13 protein-coding genes and 2 pseudogenes are annotated in these 12026 nt (G+C 58.2%); 14 read left to right on the top strand and 1 reads right to left on the bottom strand.

Annotation, left to right across the window (positions count from 1 at the left end):
* The first annotated feature begins 13 nt into the window (after nt 1–13).
* The 14 genes and pseudogenes from MLPF_RS05455 to MLPF_RS05405 all read left to right on the top strand — a co-directional run bounded on the left by MLPF_RS05455 (nt 14) and on the right by MLPF_RS05405 (nt 10540).
* Complete coding sequence (locus tag MLPF_RS05455; RefSeq protein ID WP_045842675.1) at nt 14–1483, top strand: LCP family protein; 1470 nt, start codon at nt 14–16, stop codon at nt 1481–1483.
* Nucleotides 1471–2205 (top strand): annotated as a pseudogene (locus tag MLPF_RS05450) (TIGR03089 family protein); the annotation flags it as partial. The gene MLPF_RS05455 and the pseudogene MLPF_RS05450, both read left to right, overlap by 13 nt.
* A gap of 151 nt (nt 2206–2356) precedes the next feature.
* Complete coding sequence (locus MLPF_RS05445) at nt 2357–2635, top strand: DUF1490 family protein (RefSeq protein ID WP_045842674.1); 279 nt, start codon at nt 2357–2359, stop codon at nt 2633–2635.
* 52 nt (nt 2636–2687) lie between these two features.
* Complete coding sequence (gene ctpC / locus MLPF_RS05440; protein WP_162196886.1) at nt 2688–4823, top strand: manganese-exporting P-type ATPase CtpC; 2136 nt, start codon at nt 2688–2690, stop codon at nt 4821–4823.
* A 1188-nt stretch (nt 4824–6011) separates the two neighbouring features.
* Nucleotides 6012–6101: a hypothetical protein gene (locus MLPF_RS17180; protein WP_082082319.1), complete on the top strand. Its 90-nt coding sequence runs from the start codon at nt 6012–6014 to the stop codon at nt 6099–6101.
* A 394-nt stretch (nt 6102–6495) separates the two neighbouring features.
* Nucleotides 6496–6693 (top strand): CoA transferase, encoded by a 198-nt coding sequence (locus MLPF_RS17175; protein ID WP_050038979.1) that lies wholly within the window; start codon nt 6496–6498, stop codon nt 6691–6693.
* A 112-nt stretch (nt 6694–6805) separates the two neighbouring features.
* Nucleotides 6806–7216, top strand: coding sequence for a CoA transferase (locus tag MLPF_RS17170; protein ID WP_272946081.1), 411 nt, complete (start codon nt 6806–6808; stop codon nt 7214–7216).
* On the top strand, nt 7213–7383 hold the full coding sequence (locus MLPF_RS17165; protein ID WP_272946080.1) for a CoA transferase: 171 nt from the start codon (nt 7213–7215) through the stop codon (nt 7381–7383). Before MLPF_RS17170 ends, MLPF_RS17165 begins: the two co-directional genes overlap by 4 nt.
* 120 nt (nt 7384–7503) lie before the next feature.
* Nucleotides 7504–8105, top strand: a pseudogene (locus tag MLPF_RS05430) (ATP-binding cassette domain-containing protein); the annotation flags it as partial.
* 303 nt (nt 8106–8408) lie between these two features.
* Complete coding sequence (locus MLPF_RS05425) at nt 8409–8585, top strand: hypothetical protein (protein WP_236684885.1); 177 nt, start codon at nt 8409–8411, stop codon at nt 8583–8585.
* A gap of 793 nt (nt 8586–9378) precedes the next feature.
* Complete coding sequence (locus MLPF_RS05420) at nt 9379–9549, top strand: hypothetical protein (protein WP_156146987.1); 171 nt, start codon at nt 9379–9381, stop codon at nt 9547–9549.
* A 219-nt stretch (nt 9550–9768) separates the two neighbouring features.
* Complete coding sequence (locus MLPF_RS05415; RefSeq protein WP_156146986.1) at nt 9769–9909, top strand: hypothetical protein; 141 nt, start codon at nt 9769–9771, stop codon at nt 9907–9909.
* A gap of 67 nt (nt 9910–9976) precedes the next feature.
* Complete coding sequence (locus MLPF_RS05410) at nt 9977–10288, top strand: ABC transporter permease (protein ID WP_156146985.1); 312 nt, start codon at nt 9977–9979, stop codon at nt 10286–10288.
* Nucleotides 10289–10360: 72 nt separating this feature from the next.
* Nucleotides 10361–10540, top strand: a complete 180-nt coding sequence (locus MLPF_RS05405) for a hypothetical protein (protein ID WP_045842672.1) — start codon at nt 10361–10363, stop codon at nt 10538–10540.
* A 251-nt stretch (nt 10541–10791) separates the two neighbouring features.
* Here the strand turns inward: MLPF_RS05405 and MLPF_RS05400 are convergent, their stop codons facing one another.
* Nucleotides 10792–11961 carry an acyl-CoA dehydrogenase gene (locus MLPF_RS05400; RefSeq protein ID WP_045842671.1) on the bottom strand — a complete coding sequence of 390 codons (1170 nt, stop codon included), beginning with the start codon at nt 11959–11961 and terminating at the stop codon, nt 10792–10794.
* Between the last annotated feature and the right edge of the window lie 65 nt (nt 11962–12026).

Below are 12026 nucleotides of genomic sequence, written 5' to 3'. Positions count from 1 at the left end.
GTAATCTAGTAGCATGTCCATACAACGTGTGGTTCGTACGGTCGTCACTGCGCTGACCCTTGCGATCGTTCTGGGGACCGGGGTCACGTGGACTAGCTTCCGGTCATTTGAGGACGGCATATTCCATATGTCTGCGCCCTCACTAGGCAAGGGGGGCAACGACGGAGCGATCGATATTCTGCTGGTCGGTTTGGACAGCCGCACCGATGCCCACGGCAACCCGCTGTCGGCCGAGGAGCTTGCGACACTGCGGGCTGGCGACGAAGAGGCCACCAACACCGACACAATCATCCTGATCCGTATACCCAATAACGGGAAGTCGGCGACCGCGATCTCAATTCCGCGGGACTCCTACGTGCAAGTTCCCGGCCTGGGCAAGGCTAAGATCAACGGCGTCTACGGTCAGATCAGGGAGGCCAAGCGAGCGAGCCTCGTCCGGGCCGGTGATTCCGCCGAAGATGCCGCAGCGCAGGGCACCGAAGCCGGTCGTGAGGCACTGATCAAGACGGTCGCCGATCTCACCGGCGTCACCGTCGACCACTATGCCGAGATCGGACTGCTCGGTTTCGCATTGATCGCTGATGCACTCGGTGGCGTCGACGTCTGTCTCAAAGATGCAGTGTTTGAACCAATGTCAGGTGCCGACTTTCCGGCCGGCCGGCAGAAGCTGAACGGTCCGCAGGCGCTGAGCTTCGTCCGCCAACGTCATGAGCTGCCCCGCGGTGACCTAGACCGGGTGGTGCGTCAGCAGGCGGTGATGGCCTCGTTAGCCCACCGAGTCATCTCCGGACAAACCCTATCTAACCCGTCCATAATGAAACAGCTTGAGCAGGCCATCCAGCGTTCGGTGGTGATTTCCTCAGGATGGAACCTGATGGAATTCCTAAAGCAGTTGCAGAACCTGGCAGGTGGCAAAGTCGCCTTCGCCACCATTCCGGTACTCGATGAAGCCGGGTGGAGCGACGACGGCATACAAAGCGTTGTGCGGGTAGACCCGCACCAGGTTCAAAACTTCGTTAGTGGGCTGTTGCACAACCAAGCCCAGGGAAAAACCGAGGAATTAGCCTACACACCCGCCAAGACCACCGCCAACGTGGTTAATGACACCGACATCAACGGACTGGCCGCGGCGGTGTCAGATGTATTGACCATCAAAGGATTTATTGCCGGCTCCGTGGCCAACAACCAAGGCGGCCATGTGCAAGGTAGCCAGGTGCGCGCCGCGAAGTCTGACGACCTCGGAGCCCAAAAGGTTTCCAAGGAACTGGGCGGGTTGCCCGTAGCCGTCGATGGATCAATCCCCGCAGGATCGGTGCTAGTAGTGCTGGCCAACGACTACACTGGTCCGGGCTCTGGGCTTTTCAGTGGCGGTTCGATAGCGCCAACCTACGCATCAAACCCCGGTGCGTCGACTGACCCCAACATCCCGGCGCCATCGCCGATCCTCACCGCCGGCTCTGACCAACCCGAGTGCATCAACTGAACACACCGACAACGCTGAGCGAGGCGATTCTGGACCCGATGCTGAGGGCCGACCCAGTCGGTCCGCGCATCACTTACTACGACGACGCTACCAGCGAACGCATCCAGTTGTCCGCAGCAACCCTGGCCAACTGGGCCACCAAGACCGGCAACCTGTTGCGCGACGAGCTGGCCGTCGGACCGGCCAGCCGGATCACGATCTTGTTGCCGCCGCACTGGCAGACGATGGCTGTTTTGTTCGGGGCGTGGTTGATCGGCGCCGAGACACTCCTCGGCCCAGCCGACCCGACGGCTGACCTCGCGCTGTGCACCGCCAAACGGCTGCACGAGACCTTAGCCAACACAGCTCCCGACGGCGAGGTGGCGGTGTTGTCGCCCGACCCATTCGGCCAGACAACCCCCGGCCTGCCGGTGGGAGTCACTGACTACGCGACCGCAGTGCGGATGCACAGCGATCAGCTAGTCCCCGAACGCCACCCCGGTCCCGCTCTTGCCGGCCAATCAGTCGAAGAGATCCTGGCTGACTGTGAAAAGTCTTTGGCGACAAGGTAATTGACGTCGCACGGCCGGGTGCTTTCCACCGCGTCGTGGGCAAAACCCACTGATTTGATAAATGGTTTGTTGGCGGTCATGGCCGCCGGAGCGTCATTGGTGCAGGTCGCTCACCCCGACCCGGCGATACTGCAGCGCAGGATTAAGACTGAAAAGATCACCCAGATACTTTTTGAGTCGTATAACTCTACTAACCGGCTAAGCCAACACAAAACAATGTTTATATCACAATATTTACATGTTAGTCTCATGGGGCATCAGCTGACGCGGTGTCGACATGTCAAATTAGAAACGACAAACCTATTTAGGTAAGGCTCGAGCAATGTTGCAAGGACTATTGGCGAAGGCAGCAACCATGGTAATCACCGGCTTGGCCGGGGTAACCGCCTACGAGATGTTGCGCAAGGCCTTAGCAAAAGTGCCGCTGAACCAAATCGCGGTCTCGGCCGTAGAGCTGGGGCTGCGTGGCAGCTGCAAGGCCGAAGAGGCTGCAGAGTCGGCCAGGCTCAAACTTGCCGACGTAATGGCCGAAGCCCGCGAACGCATCGGCAAAGAAGCGACAGCGCCGGCCGTCAGCGACATCCGCCAGCACGACCACTGAACTGCTTGACATGACCTTTGCGATGACTGAACAGATCGCAACAGCTGACGACCTGACCTTCGTAGTGATTTCTGATGCGGCCGGGCGGATGCGGATTCAAATCGATTGGGTCCGCTCCAACTCCCGACGTGCCGTGACGGTCGAAGAATCGGTAGCCAAGTGCAACGGTGTGCGAGTCGTTCACGCCTACCCGCGGACTGGGTCCGTCGTCGTCTGGTATTCGCCCCAGTGCTGTGATCGCCAATCGGTACTGGCAGCGATCAGCGGCGCAGCACACGTAGCCGCGGAACTAATACCCGCCCGCGCGCCGCATTCGTCCGAGATCCGCAACGTTGAGGTGTTTCGTATGGCGGTCGGTGCTGCGGCGCTGACACTGCTTGGCGTGCGCCGCTATGTGTTCGCGCGTCCGCTGCTGCTGCCGCCGACCGGTCGGCTCGCCGCCAGCGGCGTCACCATATTTACCGGGTACCCCTTCCTGCGTGGCGCACTGCGCTCCGGTAAAACCGGCACCGATGCGCTGGTCTCGGCGGCGACCATTGCCAGCCTGATACTGCGTGAGAACGTGGTGGCACTGACCGTGCTGTGGCTGCTCAACATCGGTGAATACCTGCAGGATCTGACGTTGCGGCGGACCCGACGGGCGATCTCAGCACTCTTAAGTGGCACCCAGGACACGGCATGGATTCGCCTAACCGACGGACCACAAGCTGGCACCGAAATACAGGTGCCGGTCGGCACAGTGAAGATCGGCGACGAGGTGGTGGTGCACGAACATACCGCGATACCGGTTGACGGTGAGGTCATGGACGGCGAAGCGGTTGTCAATCAGTCCGCGATCACCGGTGAAAACCTGCCTGTCAGCGTCATGGCCGGATCGCACGTCCATGCCGGTTCAGTGGTAGTGCGCGGGCGCTTGATGGTGCGCGCCAGTGCCGTCGGAAAGCACACCACGATCGGGCGCATCGTCACCCGAGTCGAAGAAGCCCAACACGATAGGGCTCCCATCCAGACCGTCGGCGAAAACTTCTCCCGCCGCTTTGTGCCCACCTCGTTCGTTGTCTCGGCAATTACGTTGGCGATCACCGGAGATGTCCGCCGTGCAATAACCGTGCTGTTGATCGCGTGCCCTTGCGCAGTGGGACTGGCCACGCCGACCGCAATCAGCGCCGCGATCGGCAACGGCGCCCGCCGCGGCATCCTGATCAAGGGCGGATCTCACCTCGAACAGGCAGGCCGGGTCGACGCGATTTTGTTCGATAAAACCGGGACACTGACTGTTGGTCGCCCTGTAGTCACCAATATCTTTGCCATGCATAAGAATTGGTCTCCAGAGCAGGTGTTGGCGTATGCGGCCAGCTCGGAGATCCACTCTCGGCATCCACTGGCCGAAGCGGTGATCCGCTCGACCGAGGAACGCCATATCAGCATCCCGCCACACGAGGAGTGCGAAGTGCTGGTGGGTCTGGGCATGCGGACCTGGGCCGACGGCCGAACTCTGCTGCTGGGCAGCCCGTCGCTGTTGCGCGCCGAAAAGGTCAAGGTGTCGAAGACAGCATCGGAATGGGTCGACAAGCTTCGGCATCAGGCGGAGACACCACTGCTGTTCGCGGTAGACGGCACGTTAGTAGGTCTGATCAGTCTGCGCGACGAAGTGCGGCCTGAGGCAGCCGAGGTGCTGACGAAGCTGCGAGCCAGCGGTGTCCGGCGGATCATCATGCTCACCGGGGACCATCCATACATCGCCAAAGTCGTCGCCACCGAGTTAGGCATCGACGAGTGGCGCGCCGAAGTGATGCCCGAGGACAAGCTCGAGGTGGTCCGCGATCTGCAGAACGAAGGCTACGTCGTCGGCATGGTCGGGGATGGCGTCAATGACGCCCCGGCGTTAGCGGCCGCCGATATCGGGATCGCCATGGGCCTGGCCGGAACCGACGTCGCCGCAGAAACTGCCGACGTAGCACTGGCCAACGACGACCTCAATCGTCTGCTCGACGTGCGAAGCCTGGGCGGACGAGCGGTGGAAGTAATCCGCGAAAATTACGGAATGTCCATAGCGGTCAACGCGGTCGGGTTACTTATTGGGGCGGGCGGAGCGCTCTCACCCGTACTGGCTGCGGCCCTACACAACGCTTCGTCGGTAGTGGTGGTGGCCAACAGCTCCCGGCTAATCCGCTACCGTCTAGACTAAGTGGCAACTGTCATGACCGGATGTCGAGGGGACCATGAGGGTTGTGCTTCCGCTCCAATCGCAACCATGGCCGCAATTTCGTCGATAACCGATCCCCTAAGCCACCAGTGGTGGCACACGCCATGCTCGGATGCCCTGACGGGCCCCACGGCGAGATCACAAGGACGATCAGCACTCCGGCGGCTCATAGGTAGTCCTGCGTGACTTTGCCTTCGGTGGCCGAGGAAAGCAGCCAGGTATCCACCTGGTGGTCGGCTCAACCGACAATCGACATCAACTACCAAGGTGAGAGGCCGTTAATCCAATGCTGATTACCAACGTCTCGGCGTGATGCTGTCCAGTCGGGTCACGAATAGATTCGACAGGAATGTCGTAGGGGCAATCAGTTAAAATTGCAACCGCCACGGTCACGGTGTGCGCACCGCTCGGCGGTGTCTGACGCAATGCTAGCTGCCAGTGTGAAACGCTAAAGCACCATTGCGCTGGCCAACCCTTTGGATCCGCCTACCACAGCACAATAACGCCCTCGATGAGCAACACGGCAAGGCCAGACCAAGGCAAGCCACCGCGCCCCCAAAGCGCTTCGCTACCATCCAACATCGGGCGTAGAGGTGTCGCAGTCGACATGGGCAGCCGATTCCGATGGGATCACCTACTATGCGAGAGGTCACCTAAATCAAGCGATGGTAACTGTCGGTTTTCCCGGCAAGCGTCCTCAATTACACACGCTAGAGGCCATGTCACTGCGCCAACGACCTCCAACACGGGAAAGGTGATTGAATGTTACCAAATGAGTTAAGGCGCAGCGCTAGGACGGAACGCACGACAACGCCAACTGGGACATGGCAACAAGCGTGGGCGCTACCACCGTTATTATAGTGGCCGCAGGACGAACCCAGGCTGCCGGGGGGCCTGATCGACAACCGGTTCACAAAATCGCTGGTACGGGCGGTCGGCATCAATTTTTTTTTCACCCGACGGGCGATCGACGAACTCACCTCCGCGGAAATCGATATCCCCAACGCCCCCCGGACATGCAGCGGATAATCGATGTGCTGATGGTGCGTACTCGTTACACCGACACATTCTGGCCGACGCTGTGTTTTCCGAGGCACCGGGGATCCGCCAGATAGTCATTTGACTTCTGACCTCGATGCCCGCGGCTATCGACTTCCTTGGTCGACGGAAATGACGATATTCGAGATCGACCAACTGCAAGTAATCAAATTTAATAGCCCTACGCTAGCCGCACTCAGCGCCGACGGTAGTCGACTCTGATAACTGAGACGTTCCTCGACTCCCCCAGAGGCCATGCAGACGTTGGAAGCCGCGAATCAAAATAGTATGCGCACAGTCTTGCCATCATACTCGACAACCTAGGCTACCTAAGCGAATGCCACAACGTCGCAACCTACCTCGAAGTGCACGGCTGGAGCGTGATGGGTACGCGGCTAGAAAAGTTTCGACAACGGATTACCGGTTCCACCGACAAAAGAGAGGGCAGGCCCAACCGTTTCTGACAATTACTACTGCACCGCGGTGCTAAACCGGGGAAGCGACACACACCAGAGATAGCCGCCGAAAACCAGGTTAGTGGGGCATCCGCCGATGCTAAACAGTAACCCTGCCAAACCACTTTCAGGCTTTCAGGTAATCGACTTTCACCCAAAACGTGGCTGGACAGATGCTGGCCTATCTAGACACCGAGGTAATGAAGATTGAAGCGACCGGCAATGAGGCGGCCCACCAAATCACCCCAGTCCTTTCCGGCAGCCCACCGCTAACGACATATTCTCTGCCCAACAACCGCAGCAAGAAATCGGTAACTGTCGACCTAACCAACGACGAGGCAAGACAACATATACTGTAGCTAGCCGACACTGCCGACTCGTTCTAGAAGATTTTCTCTCTGAGATCGTAGAGCGAATAGCCCTGGACCTCAACGACTTGCGTTAGCGCAACCCAAACTGATCTACGCACACTTGACGACGTTCGGTGGCCACGACCCACACGAAAGCCGGCCAGGCGTCGATCTTATGGTCACCGCCGAGACCGGCATAACCACCGGTAGGCTCACACAGGACAACAAAACGCAGATCATCCCGTTCCAACTGGTCGACAACGCCAGCGGTCACGTGCTGGCCCAGGCAGTGCTAGCGGCGCTGCTCAACTGCGAGCGCCACGAGGTTTCCGACATCGTCCGAGTCGCGATGTACAACGTGGCGGTAGGCTTACAGCCCAAACAGTTAACAATGCATCTCAACAAGGCGGACGACGGCCAGACAACCGCCAAGCCAGCTCCGGATAATCATCTAAAAACTAAGCAGAGCAAGTTATTTGAATTTTACATCCAACCGTCGGATGCTTCCTGTCTATTGATGGGTACGTCGTGATCAGCGCGTATGTTCCTAAGCACTGGAGAAAGTTGTGTAGCATCATCGGCCGGCCCGATCTCGTTGACGACGAGCGATTCAACGACCAACGCACGCAGGAGATCAACTACGCCGAGTTGACCAATGAACTTCAGGCGGCCCTGGCCGTCAGGGTAGCCGCCGAGTAGGTTGAGTTGCTACAGCAGGGTGATCTGTGATCTGGCATCCTCCCTTGCCCACACATGGAAAAGTCATCGACACTCCGTTAGTTCGCAGAAAACGACCTCGCCCTACACGCCGGCAGCGGTGACCGGTTGGAGTTTCGCCGCCTAGTCGGTATGCTGAGCCAGTGTCCAAACCCGTTGCTCAAGTCGATCATGGACAACCTGGTTGCCTACATGCACGCTCACAAAAGATGGTGCCGCGCAAAAATTCATAAAGCATTGATGAAGCTCGACTGACCGAAGTTGAGCTCTGGTATGCGCTCAAGGAGCGGCTCGGTTATTCGCCTTTCCGGTTTTCCGACGGTCAGCAGCAGTTTGTTGTGTCCGATCCGTGCACTTGCGGTAGGACCGGAAGTGCTGTTGCTTGACGAGCCCACTCCCTCACTAGAACCGACCATGATCGAAAAGATCGAATAGCCTATTCGGTCACTGGCCAATCGACCTGACTTTGATCATGGGTCGCCATGATCAAAGTCAGGTCATCCGAATTGGTCACCAAACGGCATTAATTCCCTACGTCAGACTGATCGCAGAAAGGCCGACCGAACAACTGTTCCTGCAACTTCCAACATGCCGAAACAGTTCGTTACATATCCGGGCTGTTCGGCGACCGCAGGCTTGTCGGTACCAGATACAGGCAAGCCGGGAACACAGAAGTAAATGGCAGGAAACTCGGAATAGACTAACTATAGAAAGGTCAATTGTGTGATGATTCGTTTGCCATAAGTAGTTGGCTGCTGCGTCGCTCGTCTTAGTGGCAACCTACGGTTCGAACTCAAGACATAGCTCGTCCAGTACCGGAGCCGGCGGTAACAGTCACCACCGAACCCGCTACGTCGAAAGTCACGTTGTCAAAGACCGGAAAGCACGCTGTTTAACCCCCCCTGTTCAATCTGTGGGATCCAGCCTACTAATCAAATCAATCACCACCCAGAGCACTGGGTCGGGGACCAGAATCTCGCAAGCCACTACCGGTACGGTCGACGTCGGTGCTTCCGCAGCATACCCCACCGGAAAGCGAACTAGCAACGCACACGGGATTGGTTAACATCGCGTTAGCCATTTCCGCTCAGCGGATCAACTACAACCTGCCCGGTATCAACAAGCACCTCAACCTGCATGGCAAGTTGCTGGCGCGCTATATGCCAGGGCGCGATCAAATTTGAAACGACCCGCAGATCACCGCTTTCAACCGGGCGTGAACCTGTCGGGCACCATCGTCGTTCCACTGCACCGTTCCGACGGGTATGGTGACACCTTTTTGTGCACCCAGTATCTGGCCAAGCAAGACCCCGACGGCTGGAGGTAAGTCGCCCGGCTTCAGCAAAACCGTCGACTTCCCCGTCGTTCCGGACACACTGAGTAAAAACAGCAACGGTGGCATATTTACCGGCTGCGCCGAAACCCCCGGCTACACGTCACCTACAGCGGCATCGACTTTCCTCGACCAAACCAACTAGAAGAGGCTGTACAAAAGCCAGTCGGGCAATGCCTCCAGTAACTACCTGGCGGCCCGACACCCAAAAGCATTCAGGCTGCCGCGGTCAGCTTCACCTCACCAGACTCCTGCGAAACAAGGTGATTTACCTAATCGACGGGCCGACCACTACCCAGGTACCTGTTCGTCAACTAAGAGTACGCTAGCGTCAACAGCAACCAGAAGGAATGCCGCCATCGCACAGACGTTGCAGGGATTCCTGCACTGGGCGGTGACCGACAGTAACAGCACCTCCTTCCTAGACCAGGTTCACTCCCAGCCGCTACTGGCGGCGGTGGCCAAGTTGTCCGACACCCAAATCGCCAAGATCGCCAGTTAAAGAGTTTTAGGGAACCCTTACTGATCTTTCCGACCCCAGCTCAGGCCAGGCCGCATGGATGTACCGCGGCCCGGCCTGAGCCAGCTTCGTAACCTCAGCCGGTACCGGCCTCGGCATCCAGTAGACCGGTGGTGTGGTTGCAGTGAGCCCGATACTGGCATTCGTGTTCGTGTGGAAGACGTTGATTATTGAGGCACTTCCAGTGATCAAGTTCAATGGGTTGCACTTCTTCACGGCCACCAAATGGAATCCGGGCAACACCTTTGTCAGCCACGATGTTGCACATACGATCGGCATCCACTACGGAGCATGATCGCCGATTTTCGGCACCCTGGGCAGCTCTGAGATCGCCTTAATCATCGCGATTCCGGTGTCCATCGGAGCGGTGTTGACGATCGCCGAACAGTTACCGAAACGTCCCGCCTCAACCGTCAGCATGGTGCTCGAATTGCTCGCCTACACCCCGAGCGTTGTCATCGGCTTGTAGGGAGGGCCGACAGTCGGGCGGTTAATCTACCAGTATATCGCTCCGGTGACCACCCGAAACGCTCCAGATGTGCTGGTGCTCAACTACTTCCGCAGCCATATCGGTAACGAAGAAAACATATTGGTTCCCGTCCTAGTGCTGGCGTTTATGGTCATTCCCATCATCGCCAGCCGGCACCACCCGTAACTTGGTCAAACAGGCTCCCCTCCTACTCTGCGCAGGGTATGACCGCGTTGGGAACATCCGACTGGGAGTGGCACGCACCGAATCACCTTACCGTGGTGTCCAGCGGCATCGTCAGTGCCGTGGTTCTCTGACTGGGGTGCGCGCCGGGGGAACCGTGGCCATCGCAATGGCATCCGGTAAGGACAAGTATGACCACTATCGGCGGTATCGTTATTTAACAGCTGGATTCGACACTGGCCGACTCCATAAACTTCGCAGTAATGATGCTCACCTAGGTTCTCTGGTGTTGATGGTGATCACACTGCTAACGAATGTGGCCGCGCGTGGGCTGGTACGCCGAGAGTTGAATACCCCGCTACCAGTGGGACGAGGCATCTGATATAGACGACAGAGGCACACCCAAAGGAAGCAGTGCTATGGCGAACGGTAACCATTACCCGCATAGTTCTGGATGCTGATCGGAGTCATCAACCGTGCTTCACCACTAGTTCCACTGCAGAGTACTACCCAGGACCCGCAGGGCGACGGTGGCGGCCTGTGCAACGCCATCATCGGTACCGTTGTCCTGGCTTTCGGGATTACTCTGGTAGGTAGCACGGTGAGCATGTTGGGCTGGGATCTACCTGCCTGAATCGCGGTCACACCGCTAACCATAGACCCGTGCAAGCACTACAACCCAGGCACCGTACCGTCCTTCTTGCTTACCAGAACCTGTGGTCAACCGGTCTGCCAGCGCAACACATGCCAGTGTCGGGCAGGCTAGCCGGCAGTTCAAGACTAACCATGCGCAACCCGGTTGTGACGCTACCGGGTTGCGCATGGTCAACCGAGTGGCGATTGCCTGTTGAGCAAGGCGATTTCTCCGGCCCAACGCACCCGGGATCAACGCAGCAGTGCCCGCGACATCACCACGCGCTGAATCTGATTGGTGCCCTCATAGATCTGGGTGATCTTGGCGTCGCGCATGAACCGTTCAACGGGGAAGTCGGAAGTATAGCCTGCGCCGCCAAACAATTGCACAGCGTCGGTGGTGACCTCCATCGCGATGTCGGAAGCAAAGCATTTCGACGCCGCTGAAATAAAGCCCAGATCCGGCTCACCGCGTTCAGCGCGGGCAGCGGCAGCGTAGACAATCAACCGCGCCGCCTCCACTTTCATCGCCATGTCGGCGAGCATGAACTGAACGGACTGGAAGGTGCTGATCGACTCGCCGAATTGCTTGCGGTCCTTAGTATAAGCGATGGCAGCGTCCAACGCGCCCTGCGCAATGCCCACGGCTTGGGCCCCAATAGTGGGACGCGTGTGATCCAACGTGGCTAGCGCTGTCTTAAAACCAGTACCGGGCTCACCAATGATGCGATCACCGGGGATGCGGCAGTTCTCGAAGTAGAGTTCGGTGGTTGGCGACCCTTTAATCCCGAGCTTCTTTTCTCTCGGACCGATGCTGAACCCCTCATCGTCCTTGTGCACGACGAAAGCCGAGATACCGTTGGCCCCCTTGCCCGGATCGGTCACCGCCATAACAGTATACCAGGTCGACTTGCCACCGTTGGTAATCCAACACTTGAAGCCATTAAGAATCCAGTCATCCCCATCGGCTTTGGCCCGGGTCCGCATCGACGCAGCGTCACTGCCGGCTTCGCGCTCACTCAAGGCATAGGACGCCATCGCCCCCTCTGCAGCCAACGAGGGCAGAACCTGTTTCTTGAGCTCTTCCGAACCGCGCAGGATGAGTCCCATGGTGCCAAGCTTGTTAACTGCAGGAATCAACGAGGCAGAAGCGTCGACACGCGCCACTTCTTCGATCACGATGCAGGCAGCGATCGAATCCGCGCCCTGACCACCATACTCCTCGGGAATGTGGATAGCGTTGAAACCGGATGCATTCAGAGCTGCCAGCGCTTCCTCGGGAAACCGAGCACGCTGGTCCACATCGGCGGCATGCGGAGCGATCTCTTTTTCCGCCAACGCGCGGATTGCTGCCCGCAATTCGTTGTGTTCGTCTGGCAGCTTGAATAAATTAAACAACGGGTTTCCGGGCCACCCAACCATCACTGTCTCCTTCTAGTTTGACCATGATGTGGACTGTTTGCGGTCCGCGGTGAGGGCACCCCCCC

This window comes from Mycobacterium lepromatosis, assembly GCF_000975265.2.
Lineage (GTDB): Bacteria > Actinomycetota > Actinomycetes > Mycobacteriales > Mycobacteriaceae > Mycobacterium > Mycobacterium lepromatosis.
Note: the sequence above shows the minus strand (reverse complement) of the source record. Positions and strands in the feature narration are given on the sequence as shown.

Excerpts from the sequence above, each read along its gene's own strand:
- MLPF_RS05455 (WP_045842675.1), top strand. The coding sequence starts at position 14 with ATGTCCATACAACGTGTGGTTCGTACGGTCGTCACTGCGCTGACCCTT.
- MLPF_RS05445 (WP_045842674.1), top strand. The coding sequence starts at position 2,357 with ATGTTGCAAGGACTATTGGCGAAGGCAGCAACCATGGTAATCACCGGC.
- MLPF_RS17180 (WP_082082319.1), top strand. The coding sequence starts at position 6,012 with ATGACGATATTCGAGATCGACCAACTGCAAGTAATCAAATTTAATAGC.
- MLPF_RS05405 (WP_045842672.1), top strand. The coding sequence starts at position 10,361 with ATGCTGATCGGAGTCATCAACCGTGCTTCACCACTAGTTCCACTGCAG.
- MLPF_RS05400 (WP_045842671.1), bottom strand. The coding sequence starts at position 11,961 with ATGGTTGGGTGGCCCGGAAACCCGTTGTTTAATTTATTCAAGCTGCCA.